The sequence below is a fragment of the Brachybacterium sp. UNK5269 genome (assembly GCF_049266655.1).
Classification (GTDB): domain Bacteria; phylum Actinomycetota; class Actinomycetes; order Actinomycetales; family Dermabacteraceae; genus Brachybacterium.
This window is the reverse complement of record NZ_CP184883.1, coordinates 1,907,472-1,922,104: the sequence shown is the minus strand read 5'-3', so window position 1 is coordinate 1,922,104 and position 14,633 is coordinate 1,907,472. Positions and strand designations below refer to the sequence as shown.

Annotated in this window: 17 protein-coding genes; 8 read left to right on the top strand and 9 right to left on the bottom strand. The window is 73.9% G+C overall.

Annotation, left to right across the window (positions count from 1 at the left end; genetic code table 11):
- The first annotated feature begins 18 nt into the window (after window positions 1-18).
- Window positions 19-786 carry a methyltransferase domain-containing protein gene (locus tag ACOJUI_RS08920; RefSeq protein ID WP_422114621.1) on the top strand — a complete coding sequence of 256 codons (768 nt, stop codon included), beginning with the start codon at window positions 19-21 and terminating at the stop codon, window positions 784-786.
- A gap of 19 nt (window positions 787-805) precedes the next feature.
- Here the strand turns inward: ACOJUI_RS08920 and thpR are convergent, their stop codons facing one another.
- Window positions 806-1,414: an RNA 2',3'-cyclic phosphodiesterase gene (thpR, locus tag ACOJUI_RS08915; protein WP_422114620.1), complete on the bottom strand. Its 609-nt coding sequence runs from the start codon at window positions 1,412-1,414 to the stop codon at window positions 806-808.
- The gene (locus ACOJUI_RS08910) at window positions 1,414-2,136 is read right to left on the bottom strand and encodes an EcsC family protein (RefSeq protein ID WP_422114619.1); all 723 of its coding nucleotides are present in this window, start codon (window positions 2,134-2,136) and stop codon (window positions 1,414-1,416) included. The genes thpR and ACOJUI_RS08910 overlap by 1 nt, the downstream gene beginning before the upstream one ends.
- 185 nt (window positions 2,137-2,321) lie before the next feature.
- On the opposite strand from ACOJUI_RS08910, the gene recO reads away from it, so the two are divergent.
- Window positions 2,322-3,056: a DNA repair protein RecO gene (recO, locus tag ACOJUI_RS08905; RefSeq protein WP_422114618.1), complete on the top strand. Its 735-nt coding sequence runs from the start codon at window positions 2,322-2,324 to the stop codon at window positions 3,054-3,056.
- 31 nt (window positions 3,057-3,087) lie between these two features.
- Window positions 3,088-3,894 carry an isoprenyl transferase gene (locus tag ACOJUI_RS08900; RefSeq protein ID WP_422114617.1) on the top strand — a complete coding sequence of 269 codons (807 nt, stop codon included), beginning with the start codon at window positions 3,088-3,090 and terminating at the stop codon, window positions 3,892-3,894.
- A gap of 27 nt (window positions 3,895-3,921) precedes the next feature.
- On the opposite strand, the gene ACOJUI_RS08895 is transcribed toward ACOJUI_RS08900, so the two are convergent.
- The 5 genes from ACOJUI_RS08895 to ACOJUI_RS08875 are packed head-to-tail and all read right to left on the bottom strand — an operon-like array spanning window position 3,922 to window position 7,640.
- The gene (locus ACOJUI_RS08895) at window positions 3,922-4,491 is read right to left on the bottom strand and encodes a DedA family protein (RefSeq protein WP_422114616.1); all 570 of its coding nucleotides are present in this window, start codon (window positions 4,489-4,491) and stop codon (window positions 3,922-3,924) included.
- Entirely contained in the window at window positions 4,488-4,934 is a 447-nt protein-coding gene (locus tag ACOJUI_RS08890; RefSeq protein ID WP_422114615.1) for a Fur family transcriptional regulator, read from the bottom strand. Before ACOJUI_RS08890 ends, ACOJUI_RS08895 begins: the two co-directional genes overlap by 4 nt.
- 32 nt (window positions 4,935-4,966) lie before the next feature.
- A complete protein-coding gene (locus tag ACOJUI_RS08885; RefSeq protein WP_422114614.1) occupies window positions 4,967-5,890 on the bottom strand; it encodes a metal ABC transporter permease in 924 nt (307 codons plus the stop codon).
- Entirely contained in the window at window positions 5,887-6,651 is a 765-nt protein-coding gene (locus ACOJUI_RS08880; RefSeq protein WP_422114613.1) for a metal ABC transporter ATP-binding protein, read from the bottom strand. Before ACOJUI_RS08880 ends, ACOJUI_RS08885 begins: the two co-directional genes overlap by 4 nt.
- The gene (locus tag ACOJUI_RS08875; protein WP_422114612.1) at window positions 6,648-7,640 is read right to left on the bottom strand and encodes a metal ABC transporter substrate-binding protein; all 993 of its coding nucleotides are present in this window, start codon (window positions 7,638-7,640) and stop codon (window positions 6,648-6,650) included. The genes ACOJUI_RS08880 and ACOJUI_RS08875 overlap by 4 nt, the downstream gene beginning before the upstream one ends.
- Before the next feature lie 136 nt (window positions 7,641-7,776).
- Between ACOJUI_RS08875 and ACOJUI_RS08870 the strand changes: the two genes are divergently transcribed.
- The 4 genes from ACOJUI_RS08870 (at window position 7,777) to ACOJUI_RS08855 (ending at window position 11,665) form a co-directional block, all read left to right on the top strand.
- Complete coding sequence (locus ACOJUI_RS08870) at window positions 7,777-9,168, top strand: glycine--tRNA ligase (protein WP_422114611.1); 1,392 nt, start codon at window positions 7,777-7,779, stop codon at window positions 9,166-9,168.
- A 110-nt stretch (window positions 9,169-9,278) separates the two neighbouring features.
- Window positions 9,279-10,325, top strand: coding sequence for a DUF4037 domain-containing protein (locus ACOJUI_RS08865; RefSeq protein ID WP_422114610.1), 1,047 nt, complete (start codon window positions 9,279-9,281; stop codon window positions 10,323-10,325).
- A gap of 177 nt (window positions 10,326-10,502) precedes the next feature.
- Complete coding sequence (locus ACOJUI_RS08860; protein ID WP_422114609.1) at window positions 10,503-11,066, top strand: ClpP family protease; 564 nt, start codon at window positions 10,503-10,505, stop codon at window positions 11,064-11,066.
- Complete coding sequence (locus ACOJUI_RS08855; RefSeq protein WP_422114608.1) at window positions 11,063-11,665, top strand: ClpP family protease; 603 nt, start codon at window positions 11,063-11,065, stop codon at window positions 11,663-11,665. Before ACOJUI_RS08860 ends, ACOJUI_RS08855 begins: the two co-directional genes overlap by 4 nt.
- On the opposite strand, the gene ACOJUI_RS08850 is transcribed toward ACOJUI_RS08855, so the two are convergent.
- Window positions 11,643-12,014, bottom strand: a complete 372-nt coding sequence (locus tag ACOJUI_RS08850) for a helix-turn-helix domain-containing protein (protein WP_422114607.1) — start codon at window positions 12,012-12,014, stop codon at window positions 11,643-11,645. The two genes, ACOJUI_RS08855 and ACOJUI_RS08850, sit on opposite strands and share 23 nt — an antisense overlap.
- Window positions 12,015-12,098: 84 nt before the next feature.
- Entirely contained in the window at window positions 12,099-13,175 is a 1,077-nt protein-coding gene (locus tag ACOJUI_RS08845; RefSeq protein ID WP_422114606.1) for an LLM class flavin-dependent oxidoreductase, read from the bottom strand.
- A 234-nt stretch (window positions 13,176-13,409) separates the two neighbouring features.
- On the opposite strand from ACOJUI_RS08845, the gene dusB reads away from it, so the two are divergent.
- Window positions 13,410-14,633, top strand: a complete 1,224-nt coding sequence (gene dusB / locus ACOJUI_RS08840; RefSeq protein ID WP_422114605.1) for a tRNA dihydrouridine synthase DusB — start codon at window positions 13,410-13,412, stop codon at window positions 14,631-14,633.

Sequence of the window (14,633 nt, the reverse complement as noted above, 5' to 3'; positions counted from 1 at the left end):
CCGAGGAGAGGAGCCTTGATGGCACACACCTGGAGCCCGGAGCAGTACTCGAGGTTCGGCGACGAGCGGGCGCGGCCCTTCGTCGACCTCCTCGCCCGCGTCGGCGCCGTCGCGCCGCGGCAGGTGGTGGATCTGGGTGCCGGTCCGGGCACGCTGACCCGGCTGCTGGTCGAGCGCTGGCCCCAGGCCGCGGTGCACGCGGTGGACTCGAGCCCGCAGATGATCGCCCGCGCGGCGGAGGTCGCAGGGATCACCGCCGAGCTCGCGGACCTGCGCGACTGGACCCCGCCCGCCCCGGTCGACGTGCTGATCAGCAATGCTGCGCTGCAGTGGGTGCCCGGGCACCTGGAGCTGCTGCCCCGCCTCGTCGGCATGCTCGCCCCCGGCGGCTGGTTCGCGATGCAGGTTCCCGGGAACTTCGGCGAGCCCAGCCACACCCTGCGCGCCGAGCTCGCCGCCGAGGAGCCGTTCGCGGACCACACCCGCGGCGTCGCCCAGCCCGACGCCTACGATGCGCCGACCTACCTGCGCGCCCTGCAGGACCTGGGGCTGGAGGTCGACGCCTGGGAGACCACCTATCTGCACGTCCTGCACGGTGCGGACCCGGTCTTCGCATGGGTCAGCGGCACCGGGGCCCGACCCACGCTGCAGGCGCTGCCCGAGCAGCTGCGCCCGGTTTTCGAGGAGGAGTTCCGGCGGCGACTGCGCGCGGCGTACCCCGACGCGGGCCATGGCGTGGTGCTGCCCTTCCGGCGCGTCTTCGCCGTCGGCCGGCAGCGGAGGTGAGGCGGCCGCCGGCCGCGGTTCAGCCCGCGAGCGGCACGGTCCCGATCACCTCGTGGCGCGGGCCCCCGGAGCGGCCTCCGCCGAGCTCGGAGGCGACCAGCTCGAGCGCCTCGCCCCGCCACAGCGGACCCCGGTAGACGGACAGGGCCCGCACCACCTCCGCCAGCAGCAGCTGCGTCGGATCCGGCGGCGGGGCGGCGCCGCGGACCCGCCGCCGCGGCGCCCGCGGCGCGCGGGAGGAGACCCGGGCGACGGTCAGATGCGCGCGGCGCCGTTCCCGTCCGTCGCCGGGGCGGCCCTCCGCATCCAGCAGCCGCTCGCCCATCAGCGCGGCGAGCTGCTCGGTCTGGCCGCCCACCCCGATCCACAGGGTGCGCGCGCTGAACACCCCGGCCCCGCTGAGCTGCAGCGAGAGCGGCGCATGCCGGGCCGCGACGGCGGCGAGGTCCTCGAGGGTCCCGTCCACCGCCCCCTCCGGCAGGTCGGGGCGGAAGGCGAGCGTGAGGTGCCACTGCTCGGGATCACCCCAGCGCAGCGCCGGCCACGAGGTCGCGCGCACGTCCTCCAGCGCCGCCGCGAGATGCGCGAGAGCGGGCTCGGCGGGGCGCATCGCCACGAACGCCCGCATCACGCCACCGGCGGGAAGCTCTTCTGCGCGGCCTTCGCGATCCGGTTCAGCTGGGAGCGGTCGCTGCCGGCGCCGACCACGGCGCCGAGCCCGGGGACGGCCTTGCCGAACAGCCGCACCGAGCGCAGCCCGAAGCGGCGCAGCAGCCGCCCGCCGATGGCCTCGGCGACCTGGGACTGCGGCGACATCGGCAGCTTCTTGGCCGCCCCCCGCGCGGCGACGCCGGCGATCGGCCCGAGGCCGATGTTCTTCAGCACGTCGCCGGACTCCTCACCGAGCAGCGCGGCCAGCACCCGGACCCTCACCTCCTCGTCGGCGAGGTCGTAGCCGCGCACCGCGGCGATCGCCCCCACCATGCGGGTGGCCTGGACGTAGAACTCCACCACATTGGTCGGCAGCAGGATCGGCAGGGTGAGGAAGCCGCCGAGCCCGGTGAGGAAGCCGCCTGCGGTCACGCCCCGCCGGTGCTGGCGCACGATCCGGCGGATCGCCCGGTCCGGTCGGTTCCGCGCCGAGCCGCGCTGGGCCTTCTTCGCGACCTCCGCCGCGGAGGCGTAGGTCAGCTTCCCGTCCAGGCCGACGTCGCGGATGATCGTCACGGTCCGCTCCAGGGCGCTGCCCTCCGCGGCACCGGGATCGACGCCCTGGCGGGCCTGCTTCAGCGCCTGGCGGGCGGTCCTGGTGGTGGTCCTGTCACGGCGCAGCATCGGGAAGATCCCCATGGCGACTCCCTCCGGGTCGTGGCCGCCGGCCGGGACCGGCCGACGGGTCTGATCACCATCATGCCGTGCCGCCCGTCGGCAGCGCCCCGGGCCGACCGAACGGTGCACGCGGTGACCAAGCTCCCGGCCGACACCGCTGCGCGCTGTGGTCGCCGGTCACCACCCGGTCGTAGGCTCAGGGGACCATGCAGCAGAAGCTCTACCGTGACGACGCGATCGTCCTGCGCACCCACCCGCTGGGGGAGGCCGATCGCATCATCACGCTGCTGACCCGCCGCCACGGCAAGGTGCGGGCGGTGGCCAAGGGGGTGCGCCGCACCGGCAGCCGCTTCGGCGCCCGCCTGGAGCCCTTCACCCTGGTCGATGTGCAGCTGCACGCCGGCAAGAACCTCCACACCGTCACCCAGGTCGTCACGATCGACGCCTTCGCCGTCGGCATCAGCGCCGACTACGGCCGCTTCACCGCCGCCAGTGCGATGCTCGAGACCACCGACCGGCTCACCGACGAGGTCGTGGACCCCAACCAGCGCGGCTTCCTGATGCTGGTCGGTGCGCTGCGCGCGATGAGCGAGGGCCGCATCGCCCCACCCCTGATCCTGGACTCCTTCCTGCTGCGCACCCTCGCCGTCTCCGGCTGGGCGCCGGAGCTGCGGGTCTGCGCGACCTGCGGGGCCGCCGGACCGCACCATGCGCTCGACATCCGGGCCGGCGGCCTGGTGTGCACCTCGTGCCGTCGCCCGGGGGTGATCGCGGTGCGGCAGTCGACGATCGAGCACCTGATCTTCCTGCTCGCCGGGGACTGGGAGAATGTCGTCGGTGCCGAGGAGACCGTCATGCAGGAGGCGGGCCGGTTGATCAGCGACACGCTGACCTGGCACCTCGAGCGCTCGGTGCGCTCCCTGCACTACGTCGAGCGCTGAGCGCGTGCGCAGCCCGAACCCAGGAGGACCCATGCCCGCCGCCCCCGCTCACGGGTACCAGGAGCCGTTCGAGCATCCCAGCGGCGCCCGGCCCCCGCAGCTGCCGTCCCCCACCATCCCCGCGCACGTCGCCGTGGTGATGGACGGCAACGGCCGCTGGGCGAACCGGCGGGGCCTGCCGCGCACCGCCGGCCACGAGGCCGGGGAGGCGGCTCTGCTCGACGTGGTCGCCGGCGCCCTGCAGATGGGGGTCACCCATCTGTCGGCCTACGCCTTCTCCACCGAGAACTGGAAGCGCTCCCCGGACGAGGTGCGGTTCCTGATGGGCTTCTCCCGCAGCGTCCTGCGCCGCCAGCGGGACACGCTGAACTCCTGGGGTGTGCGGATCGTCTGGATCGGCCGCGAGCAGCGGCTGTGGGGGAGCGTCATCAAGGAGCTGCGGGAGGCCGAGGAGCTCACCCGCGCCAATACGCGCATGACGCTGTACATGTGCGTGAACTACGGGGGCCGCGCCGAGATCCTCGACGCCGTCCGGCAGATCGCCGACGAGGCCCGCGCCGGGCGCCTCAGCTCCCGGGGCATCACCGCCGCGAGCTTCGCGCGCTACCTCGACGACCCGCGGATGCCGGACGTGGACCTGTTCCTGCGCACCAGCGGGGAGCAGCGCACCTCGAACTTCCTGCTGTGGCAGTCCGCCTATGCGGAGCTCGTCTTCGTCGAGGAGCTGTGGCCGGACGTCGACCGCATCGTGCTGTGGCGGGCGATCACCGAGTACGCCCGGCGGGACCGGCGCTACGGGGGCGCGATCGACGCCCCGGAGCAGTCGGCGGGCGCCTGAGGGCGCCGACCCGGCGGCGCGGGGTCCTCAGTCGACGGGCTCCCGGTCCTCGACGTCGCGGGCCGCGCGGGCACTCGCGTCGGCCGGGGGCTCCGTCGCGGTCGTCCCCGGGCTCGGGGCGGCCTGGGTCAGGCCGCCGGTGCGGCGCTTGTGGCGCAGCAGCACCGCGATCAGCGCGACGATCAGGGCCAGCACCGCCACGGCCGCCCAGGGGGAGCGCACGAACAGCTCGAACCAGGCCATGAAGGCCACCAGGCCCACCGTCGCGTAGATGAAGGCCCAGGCCAGGCCCCCGATCGCGAGGGCGGGGAGGTAGCGCTTCAGGGGCATCGCGGTCAGTCCCGCGGCGGCGTTGGCGGCGGTCTGGAAGCCGACGGTGAGGAAGCTCAGCGCCACTACCGGGGCGCCCCAGCGGTTGACGAGCTCGGAGGCGCGCTGGACGCCGTCGGACTCGAGGAAGGCCGCGATCCGGCCCCGGTTCGCCGCCCGGCGGGCCCCGCGGCCCACCAGGTAGGTGCCGCCGGCGCGCAGCCAGATCACGACGTACAGGAACGCGACCGCGGGCAGCAGCGGCAGCTCCTGGATCCACTCCATCATCGTGCCGGGTCCTCGTCGTCGTTCGCCGCGGGCTCGTCGGCGTCTCCGGCGTCCTCCGCGGCGCTCGCGCAGTCCTCGCACAGACCGAACACCTCGAGGGTGTGGTCGACGTCGGTGAAGCCGTGGTCGTGGGCGATGGCCGTCATCGCGGACTCGAGCTTCGGGGCCAGGAACTCGACCGTGCGACCGCACTCCCGGCAGACCAGGTGGTGATGGTGGCCGGTGTCCTCGCACTGGCGGTACAGGCTCTCGCCGTCGCCGGCCACCAGCAGGTCGAGGCGGCCGGAGCGGGCGAGGGCCTGCAGGTTCCGGTAGACGGTCGCCAGGCCCACGGTCTCCCCGGCGCTCTTCATCTGCTCGTGGATCTGCTGGGCACTGCGGAAGTCGTCCTGCCGGGAGAGCGTCTCGAGGATCGCGGCTCGCTGGCGGGTGTTCCGTTGCATCGCTCCAGTCTCTCCCATCCTGAGCAGGACTTCTATGCCGGGTGAGGCATCCGACGTGCCGTCTCGGTCACGCCCGTGGGGCTCGCCCCGGCCCGGTCGTCGCCGCGCGGCCGACGGGTGGACAGCAGGGACCTGGCGAGCAGCCCCAGCACGTAGGCGGCGATCGTCAGCAGCACGATGACCCCGCCGGGCGGGAGGTCGACGTAGACGGTGATCAGCAGTCCGCCGACGGCGCAGACCACGGCGATGACCATGGCGGTGCGCATGGTGCGGGCGAAGCCGACCACGACGTGCTGGGCGGCGGCGACCGGCACGATCATCAGCGCCGAGACCATCAGGGCACCGACGATCCGCATCGACAGGGTGACGGTCAGGGCCGCCATCACGGCGATGAGGATGTTGACGGTGCGCACCGGCAGGCCGGAGGCGCGGGCGAACTCCTCGTCCCCGGTGACCGCGGCCAGCAGCCCGGAGAGCCCCACCCCGATCGCCAGCACCACCACCGCCAGCACGGCGGAGATCACGGTGTCCAGCGCGGTGACGGTGGACAGGGAGCCGAACAGGTAGCCCATGAGGTTCTGGGAGGTGCCGCCGGCGAGCTGGATGATGACCACGCCGCCGGCGATGCCGCCGTAGAAGAGGATCGCCAGGGCCACGTCGCGGCTGGTGTGGCTGACCTCCCGCACGTACTCGATGAGCACGGCCCCGATCACGGAGGCGATCAGGGCGCCGGGGATGGCCAGCAGGTCCGCCGGGCTCGCCGAGAGCCAGGCGCCCACCAGCCAGCCGACGGCCACGCCGGTCAGGGCCACGTGCCCCAGGCCGTCGCCCAGCAGGGAGAGCCGCTTCTGGACCAGGTAGGTGCCGACCACCGGTGCGGTCAGCCCGATCAGCACCGCGATGATCAGCGGGTAGCGCAGCAGGTCGGAGGTGAGGATGTCGAGCGGCGAGATCATAGGGGGTGCAGCTCCTGTCCGAGGCACTCGTCGAGGGGGGCGGCGTCCTCGGGATGGTCGTGGCCCGGATCCAGGCGCGGGCGCTCCGTCTCGGGTCCGTCGTGGACGACGCGGCCGTGGTCCAGGACCACGGCGCGGCGGATGTCGCCGGCCAGCGGCCCGGTCTCGTGCAGCACCACCAGGATCGTGGTGCCGGTGGCGGAGAGCTCCCGGAACAGGTCGGCGATGAGGTCCTGGGTGGGCAGGTCGACGCCGGAGAACGGCTCGTCGAGCACCAGGAACTCGGGGTCGCGCACCAGGGCCCGGGCGATCATCACCCGGCGGCGCTGTCCGCCCGACATGCGGGTGATGGGCCGACCGGCCAGCTCCGCCATGCCCACGGCCGCGAGGGCGCGATCCACGCGGGGGTCGCGGGCGCTCGGCCACCAGGAGCGGGAGCTGAGCAGGCCGCTGGCGACCGTCTCGCGCGCGGTGGCCGGGATCGATCCGCCCTCGGCGGACTCCTGGGGCACGTAGCCGAGGTGGTCGTGGGCGATGCCGCGGTGCACGGGATGGCCCAGCAGTGTCGCGGAGCCGGTCTCCAGGGGCAGGACGCCGACGATCGCGCGCAGCAGGGTCGACTTGCCGGAGCCGTTGGCGCCCAGCAGGGCGACCAGCTCGCCGCGCTCGACGCGCAGGTCGACGTCGTGCAGGACCCGCTGACCGCCGCGGGAGACGGAGGCGCCGCGCACCTCGAGGACCGGTCCCCGGTCCCCGCTCATGCCCAGCTCTCCAGGAGCTTGCCGCTGTTCTCGCGCATCACCTGAGCGTAGTCGGCGTCCTCGCTGAGCCGGGTCTCGAGGTTGTCGAGCTCCTCGCTGCTGATGCCGACGTTCGCGGCGAGGGTCTGGGCGACCTTCGGGGAGGCCGTGGACTCGAAGAAGATGGTGCTCACGCCCTCGTCCTCGACGAGCTGCTCGAGCTCGAGCAGGCGCCGCGGGGAGGGCTCCGTCTCCGGGTCCACTCCGGTGATGCCGATCTGGTGGAGGTCGTAGCGGTCGGCGAGGTAGGCGAAGGCGGCGTGGCTGGTGATGAAGGCCCGCTCGCCCGCGACGGCGCCGAATCCGGCGGCGAGCTCCCGGTCGAGCTCCTCGAGCTCGGTGCGCACCGCCTCGGCGCCGGCGGCGAAGGCCTCGGCGCCCTCGGGGTCGAGCTCGGAGAGCCGATCGGCCAGGGCGTCTGCGACATCGGCCATCCGCAGCGGGTCGTGCCAGAAGTGCGGATCGTTCGGGCCGTGGTCGTGGCCGGCGTGGTCCTCGTCCTCGGCGTGCTCCTCGTCGGCGTGCTCGCCGCCGCCGTCGGAGGCGGATCCCTCCTCGTGGGAGTGTCCGTCGGCCGGCAGCAGGGAGATCGTCTGCGAGATGTCGAGCACATTGCCGCCGGGCCCGGAGGCGATCGCATCGTCGACCGCCGCCTGGTAGCCCGGGATCTGCAGCACCAGCGCAGCCTCCTGCACCGTGAGCGCCTCGCGCATCGAGAGCTCGAGCCCGTGGCCGTCGGCGCCCGGGGTGGCGAGGTCCACCGACTCCACCCGCTCACCCCCCACCCGCTGGACCAGGTACTGCAGCGGGTAGTTCGTGGTCACGACGGTGAGGCCGTCCCCGCCGCTCGCACCGGAGTCCCCGCCGCAGGCGCTGAGCAGCGCGGCGCCTGCACCGAGACCGGCGAGGGCGAGGAGGGTGCGGCGAGCGGGGCGGGTCGGGATCGACATGACAATCATTCTCACCAGCGGTGGCCTCGGAGGCAAGCCCGCACGGCCGTGACCGGCCCCGGGGTGGGGACCGTCACAGTGCGGTCGTGACTATGCTGATGGGGTTCTGATCCACCCCGTCACCAGGAGCATCCCCGTGGCCAAGGCCCCCGCCAGCACGCTGGACAACGTCATCGCCCTCGCCAAGAAGCGCGGCTTCGTGTTCCCGGCCGGGGAGATCTACGGCGGCACCCGGTCGGCCTGGGACTACGGCCCCCTGGGCGTGGAGCTCAAGGAGAACATCAAGCGTCAGTGGTGGCGGAACTTCGTCACCGCCCGCGGGGACATGGTGGGCCTGGACTCCTCGATCATCCTGCCCAAGCGGGTGTGGGAGGCCTCCGGCCACGTCGCGACGTTCACCGACCCGCTGGTGGAGTGCAAGAGCTGCCACAACCGGTTCCGCGAGGACCACCTGCTGGAGGCCTTCGAGGAGAAGAAGGGCCGCGCGCCCGAGGGCGGCCTGGCCGAGATCGCCTGCCCGAACTGCGGCACCCGCGGCGAGTTCACCCCGCCCCAGCAGTTCTCCGGCCTGGTCAAGACCTTCCTGGGCCCGGTCGACAGCGAGGCGGGCCTGCACTACCTGCGCCCCGAGACCGCGCAGGGCATCTTCGTGAACTTCCTCAACGTCGTCACCGCCACCCGCCAGAAGCCCCCCTTCGGCATCGGCCAGGTCGGCAAGGCGTTCCGCAACGAGATCACCCCCGGCAACTTCATCTTCCGCACCCGCGAGTTCGAGCAGATGGAGATCGAGTACTTCACCCCGCCCGCGGAGGCCGATCAGCACTTCGCGGCGTGGGTCGAGGAGTGCTGGAACTGGTTCATCGACCTCGGCCTGAAGGAGGAGAACCTCCGCCGCTTCGACGTCCCGGAGGACGAGCGCGCCCACTACAGCGCCGGCACCATCGACTTCGAGTACCGCTTCGGCTTCCAGGGCAGCGAGTGGGGCGAGCTGATGGGCATCGCCAACCGCACCGACTTCGACCTCACGAGCCACACCGAGGGCTCCGGCACGAAGATGCAGTACTTCGACCAGGCCGCCGACGAGCGCTACACGCCGTACGTCATCGAGCCCTCCTTCGGCCTGACCCGCGCGATGATGGCCTTCCTGGTGGACGCCTACGTGGAGGACGAGGCCCCCAACGCCAAGGGCGGCGTCGACAAGCGCACCGTGCTGCGCCTCGACCCGCGCCTGGCCCCGGTCAAGGTCGCCGTGCTGCCGCTGTCCAAGAGCGAGGACCTGGTGCCGCGGGCCACCGAGCTGGCCGACCGGCTGCGCAAGCACTGGAACGTCGAGCTGGACGTCACCCAGGCCATCGGTCGCCGCTACCGCCGTCAGGACGAGATCGGCACCCCGTTCTGCCTCACGGTCGACTTCGAGACCGCGACCGACCAGGCCGTCACCATCCGCGAGCGCGACTCCATGGCGCAGGAGCGGGTGGCGCTGGACCAGGTCGAGGCCTACCTCGCGGCGCGGCTGCTCGGGGCCTGACCCCGCGCCGCCGGCGCTCGATGGCCCCATTTCGTCACCCGCGGCCGGCGGTGGGGCGCCCGGGCCGCGGCGCTGAGCCGAACACCGCGACCCAGCAGGCAGGATGGCCCATGACCCGCTCCCTCCCGTCCGGCACGGCCCTGGCGCGCGCGTACTACGAGGAGGTCATCGGCCCCCTGCTGGGGCGGCAGCTGCCGCACCCGGACCACGCCGCCGCGCGGCTCGGCTCGGGCTCGGACGTGCTCGGCTACGACGACGCGCAGTCCCGGGACCATGACTGGGGGCTGCGCCTGACCCTGCTGGTCGAGGACGGCCGCGCCGCCGAGGTCGAGGCGCTGCTCGAGCGGGAGCTGCCGGAGGAGTGGCAGGGGATGCCCACCCGCTTCGCGACCACCTGGGAGCCCGTGGTGCGGCAGCGGGTCGAGGTGGCCTCCGCCGCCGACTTCGCCGCCTCCCGGCTCGGCCTTCCCGCCTCCCGCCTCACCGGATCCGGGGACCTCTCCCTGACCGACTGGCGCTCGCTGACCGGGCAGGCCGTGCTCGAGGTCACCGCCGGTCCCGTCTTCCACGACGGCCCCGGCGTGCTCACGGCGATCCGGGAACGCCTGGCCTGGTACCCCCACGACGTCTGGCTGTACGCGCTGGCCGCCGACTGGCACCGGCTGGGCCAGGAGTTCCCCGACGTGGGGCGGGCCGGACTGCGCGGAGACGAGGACGGCTCCGCGGTGATCGCCGCCCGCCATGTGCGCACGATGCTGCACCTGGCCCACCTGCTGCACCGCCGCTGGCCGCCCTACGGGAAGTGGCTGGCCCGCTCCGCCGCCGCCCTGCCCGGCGGGGCAGCGCTGCGGACCACCCTGCGGGGTGCCCTGCAGGCCCGCGACTGGCGAACGCGGCAGGAGGCGCTCACCGCGGCCGCCGAGCAGCTCGGCGCGCTCCAGGGCGAACAGGGCCTGCCCACGCTGCACCCCGCCACCGAGGCGTTCTTCGACCGCCCGCACATCGGGATCCGCGCGATCCCGGAGCTGCTCGCGGACGCCATCACCGAGCCCGCGGTGCGGGCCCTGCCGGCCGGGGTCGGCACCGCGGAGCAGATCAGCGACAACGTCACGGTGCTGGTGGACCCCGCGGCCCGACGGCGGCTCGTCGGCCCCTGAGAATCCTCCGCCCTGCGCTGATCAGCGCAGGACGGAGAACGCCCCGCGGGGCCCGGCGAGCGCGCAGGGTGGAGCCATGACAGCGACCCCCGCCTTCCCCACCCTCAGCGAGCCCCCGACCACCCGACCCCCGACGGGATCGGCACCCTCACCGCGACCCGCCTCCTGCACCACCGCGTGCTGCTGCTGGACCGCGAGCTCGACCAGGACAACGGCGCCCGCCTCGCCGCCCAGCTGCTGCTGCTCGCCGCCGAGGACCCCGGCACGGACATCACCCTGCTCATCAACTCCCCGGGCGGCCTGGTCCCGGCCATGCTCGCCCTCGGCGACCTGATGGACCTGGTGCCCTGCGACGTCCGCACCGTCGCCCTGGGCATGGCCTACAGCGCGGGCCAGTTCCTCCTGACCCACGGCACCCCCGGCAAGCGGATGATCCTCCCGCACGGCCGGGTGCTCATGCACCAGGGCTCGGCCGGCTTCGGCGGCAGCGCCGCCGACATCGAGCTGCAGGCCGAGGACCTGCGCCGGGGCCGCGACCTGCTGATCGCGCTGACCGCCCAGCGGACCGGCCAGAGCACGGAGACCATCACCCGCGACTCGGAGCGGGACCGGATCTGGGAGGCCGAGGCGGCGGTCGCCTACGGGTTCTGCGACCACGTCGTCACCGACCTCACCGAGATCCTCCCCTTCGGCCTCGCCCTGCGCACCGCCCCCACCCTCGGCCGCGGCGGCTCCCGATGAGCAGCTACACGATCCCCAGCGTCATCGAGCGCACCCGCACCGGTGCGGAGCGCAGCGCCGACGTGTACTCGCGGCTGCTGTCGGACCGCATCGTCTACATCGGCACCCCCATCGACGACGGCGTCGCCAACACCGTGATCGCCCAGATCCTGCACCTGGAGCACGAGTCCTCGACCGCCCCGATCCACCTCTACCTCAACTCCGCCGGCGGCGAGGCGCAGTCGGTGCTGGCCGTCTACGACACCCTCGCCTACGTGCGCTCACGCATCGCGGTGACCTGTGTGGGACAGGTGGTGGCGGCCCCGGTGGTGCTGCTGGCCGCCGGGACCCCGGGGCTGCGCTCCGTGCTGCCGCACACCCGGGTGGTGCTGCATCCGCTCGAGGCCCAGGGTCGCGGCGCGGTGCCCGACCTGATCCTGGCCACCGAGGAGGTCGAGCGGATCCGGCGCGCCCTCGAGTCGCTGATCGCGCAGCATTCGGGGCAGGAGCTCGAGCGGGTGCGACGCGACCTCGAGCGGGAGCGGGTGCTGGATGCCGCGGCGACCGTCCGGTACGGACTGGCCGACGAGATCCTGCTCAGGCGGCCGCCAGCAGCGTGAGCCCGGGGCTGCTGACGGGACCGAGGCTCCGGCCGGGTGCGGCCACCGGCCCGCGGCCGCCCTCCGCGCTGAGGTCCAGCACCAGCGGACGTCCCGGCATCGGCGCGAAGGAGGCGTCGCCGGCGATGCGCAGCAGGAGCCGGGGGATGTCGAGCCCGAGCGCTCCGGTGATCGCCGCCAGCAGCTCCGAGGAGGGGTCCTTGCGGCCGCGCTCGACGTCGGAGAGGTGCTGCATGCTGATCCCGGCCAGCTCGGCGACCTGGGACAGGGTGCGTCCCTGGCGTCGGCGCTCCGCCCGGAGCACGGTGCCGACCAGCTCGCGCAGCAGCGGTTCGGGGTACCCGTCCATGCCGCGAGGGTACGCGCGCGGGGCGGCCTCGCGCGCCCCTCTCCGCTCTGAGCGGAAGCGCGCCGGCGGCTCGGTGCCGCCGGCTCAGAGGATCGCGGTCAGCAGGTGCGGGACCACGTGGCGGCCGAAGGTGCGCAGCATCGCGCGCTGGTCGGCGGCGGGGGCGCCGAGCGGCAGCACCAGCACGATCTCGTCGGCCGCCTGCACCACCGGATCCGCCAGCAGCGCCCGGGCGACCGTCCCCGGGTCGTCCAGCACGATCCGGCTGAACACCGCCCGACGCCCGCCGATCTCCTGCCCCGCATGCTCCCCGGCGATCCCCGGCCGCGCGTCGCGCTCCCGCGGCAGCAGGGTCATGTACCGCTCGAGCTCCGCCTCGCTCTCGACCGGCAGCATCTGCCGGCTGACCATCACGTGCCCCTCCCCGTGACCGGCGGCCCTGGCGGCCTCCCGGTACGCCTCCAGGGCCGCGAGCTGCAGCTGCTCGAAGGAGCGGCCCGAACCGTCGTCCGGCGCCAGCGTGGCCAGCTGCAGACCGAGGCCGAGCTGCCCGGCCATCGCGGCCCGCTCCGGGCTCGCCGCGCCGTAGGCGAGGCGCGAGCGCAGGGACGGCACCTGCGGCTGCACCCGCAGCGGGGTGCCCCGCTCGACGTCCTCGATGTGGGCGTCGGCGGTCGCGACGATCTCCCCGTCGAGGAGCGCGAGCAGGTCGTGCAGCACCCGGTCCACCCGGTCCCTCACGTCCCCGGGCACGGCGCCGAAGGCGCGGGCGTAGTTCGCGTCGTGCGCCGAGTAGCCGGAGCCGAGCCCGGCCCGCAGCCGCCCCCCGGTCAGCAGGTCCGCGGTGGCCAGGTCCTCGGCGAGCCGCCCCGGGTTCTCGAAGCGCAGCGGGATCACCGCGGTGCCGAGCTGGAGGCGCGAGGTGCGCTGACCGAGCGCCGCCAGGAACAGCAGCGGGGAGGCCAGCGCCCCCTGCAGGTGCCGCACCCGCACGTAGCCGACGTCGAAGCCGAGCTCCTCGGCGGCGGTGAACAGGTCGATCCCCTCGGCCAGGCCGGTGCTGGAGACGGCGGCGCCGGAGGTGCGCACACCGGTGTGCTCGACCTGGGCGACGAAGCCGATCCGGGGCGCCTCCCGGGTGCTGGATGCTGCTGCGGACATCTCACGCCTCCTTCGACGCACGGCTGGCACTGCGACGGTTCTGCGGCGCGGACGACGGGGAGCGCGCCGGCACCACCAGTGTCCCCCACGGACGAGCGCCGCGCCGGGACGAAAGGACATGCCGGCCCGGCCCGGCCGCGGCGGCGGGCCCGCGCGCTCCGGCCGGCCCGGCCCGATGCACATCACCCCCGGCCCGCCTCCCGGCGAGGACGCCGAGGTGGGATGATCGAGGCGATGACCACACTCGACGCCCCGATCACCGCGACCCCGCGCACCGCCCCCGCGGCCGCGCCGGCGCCGCGTCGCACCCTCACGATCGGCCCCCATACGATCGACACCCCCGTGGTGCTGGCCCCGATGGCCGGGATCACCAACATGGCCTTCCGGCTGCTGTGCCGCGAGTTCGGGGCGCTCCACAGCCAGGACGACGGCGGCCTGTACGTCTCGGAGATGGTCACCACCCGCGCCCTGGTGGAGGACCACCGGGAGTCCTGGCGCCTGGTGACGATGGGGGAGCGGGAGACCCCGCGCTCGGTGCAGCTGTACGGCGTGGACCCCGCGACCGTGCGCCGCGCCGTGGAGATGATCCGCGAGCGCGACCTCGCCGACCACATCGACCTGAACTTCGGCTGCCCGGTCCCCAAGGTCACCCGGCGCGGCGGCGGCGGTGTGCTGCCCTGGAAGACCGAGCTGTTCACCCGGATCGTGCGCGCCGCCGTCGAGGCCGCCGGCCCCGAGGTGCCGGTGACCGTCAAGACGCGGATCGGGATCGACGACGAGCACCAGACCTTCCGCGACGCCGGGCTGATCGCCCAGGAGGTCGGCGCCGCCGCGATCGCCCTGCACGGCCGCACCGTCGTCCAGCACTACTCCAGCACCGCCCGCTGGGAGGCGATCACCGAGCTCAAGGAGCTGGTCACGGACATCCCGGTGCTCGGCAACGGCGACATCTGGTCCGCCGAGGACGCGATCGAGATGATGGATCGGACCGGCTGCGACGGGGTGGTGGTGGGCCGTGGCTGCCAGGGCCGTCCCTGGCTGTTCGCCGACCTCGCCGCCGGCTTCGCGGGAAAGCCCGACCGGGTGCGTCCCAGCCTGGGCGAGGTCGCGGCGATCCTGCGCCGGCACGCCGAGCTGCTGGTGGACTTCTACGAGGACGAGGGCCGCGCCCTGCGGGACCTGCGCAAGCACGTGGCCTGGTACTTCAAGGGCTACCCGGTCGGCGGGGAGATGCGCCACCGGCTCGCGACCATGGAGTCCCTGGCCGACCTCGACGCGAAGCTCGCCGAGCTGGACCTGAGCAGCCCCTACCCGGGTGCGGCGGTCGAGGGTCCGCGGGGCCGCGCCGGCACCCCCAAGCGGGCCGTCGTCCCCGAGGGCTGGATGAGCTCGCGCGAGCTCAGCGATCAGCACGCCACCCGCCTCCACGAGGCCGAGCTCGACACCTCGGGAGGCTGA

What these genes read in the sequence shown, in the direction of transcription:
- ACOJUI_RS08920 (WP_422114621.1), top strand. Translation starts at nt 19, where the DNA reads ATGGCACACACCTGGAGCCCGGAGCAGTACTCGAGGTTCGGCGACGAG.
- thpR (WP_422114620.1), bottom strand. Translation starts at nt 1,414, where the DNA reads ATGCGGGCGTTCGTGGCGATGCGCCCCGCCGAGCCCGCTCTCGCGCAT.
- ACOJUI_RS08910 (WP_422114619.1), bottom strand. Translation starts at nt 2,136, where the DNA reads ATGGGGATCTTCCCGATGCTGCGCCGTGACAGGACCACCACCAGGACC.
- recO (WP_422114618.1), top strand. Translation starts at nt 2,322, where the DNA reads ATGCAGCAGAAGCTCTACCGTGACGACGCGATCGTCCTGCGCACCCAC.
- ACOJUI_RS08900 (WP_422114617.1), top strand. Translation starts at nt 3,088, where the DNA reads ATGCCCGCCGCCCCCGCTCACGGGTACCAGGAGCCGTTCGAGCATCCC.
- ACOJUI_RS08895 (WP_422114616.1), bottom strand. Translation starts at nt 4,491, where the DNA reads ATGATGGAGTGGATCCAGGAGCTGCCGCTGCTGCCCGCGGTCGCGTTC.
- ACOJUI_RS08890 (WP_422114615.1), bottom strand. Translation starts at nt 4,934, where the DNA reads ATGCAACGGAACACCCGCCAGCGAGCCGCGATCCTCGAGACGCTCTCC.
- ACOJUI_RS08885 (WP_422114614.1), bottom strand. Translation starts at nt 5,890, where the DNA reads ATGATCTCGCCGCTCGACATCCTCACCTCCGACCTGCTGCGCTACCCG.
- ACOJUI_RS08880 (WP_422114613.1), bottom strand. Translation starts at nt 6,651, where the DNA reads ATGAGCGGGGACCGGGGACCGGTCCTCGAGGTGCGCGGCGCCTCCGTC.
- ACOJUI_RS08875 (WP_422114612.1), bottom strand. Translation starts at nt 7,640, where the DNA reads ATGTCGATCCCGACCCGCCCCGCTCGCCGCACCCTCCTCGCCCTCGCC.
- ACOJUI_RS08865 (WP_422114610.1), top strand. Translation starts at nt 9,279, where the DNA reads ATGACCCGCTCCCTCCCGTCCGGCACGGCCCTGGCGCGCGCGTACTAC.
- ACOJUI_RS08855 (WP_422114608.1), top strand. Translation starts at nt 11,063, where the DNA reads ATGAGCAGCTACACGATCCCCAGCGTCATCGAGCGCACCCGCACCGGT.
- ACOJUI_RS08850 (WP_422114607.1), bottom strand. Translation starts at nt 12,014, where the DNA reads ATGGACGGGTACCCCGAACCGCTGCTGCGCGAGCTGGTCGGCACCGTG.
- ACOJUI_RS08845 (WP_422114606.1), bottom strand. Translation starts at nt 13,175, where the DNA reads ATGTCCGCAGCAGCATCCAGCACCCGGGAGGCGCCCCGGATCGGCTTC.
- dusB (WP_422114605.1), top strand. Translation starts at nt 13,410, where the DNA reads ATGACCACACTCGACGCCCCGATCACCGCGACCCCGCGCACCGCCCCC.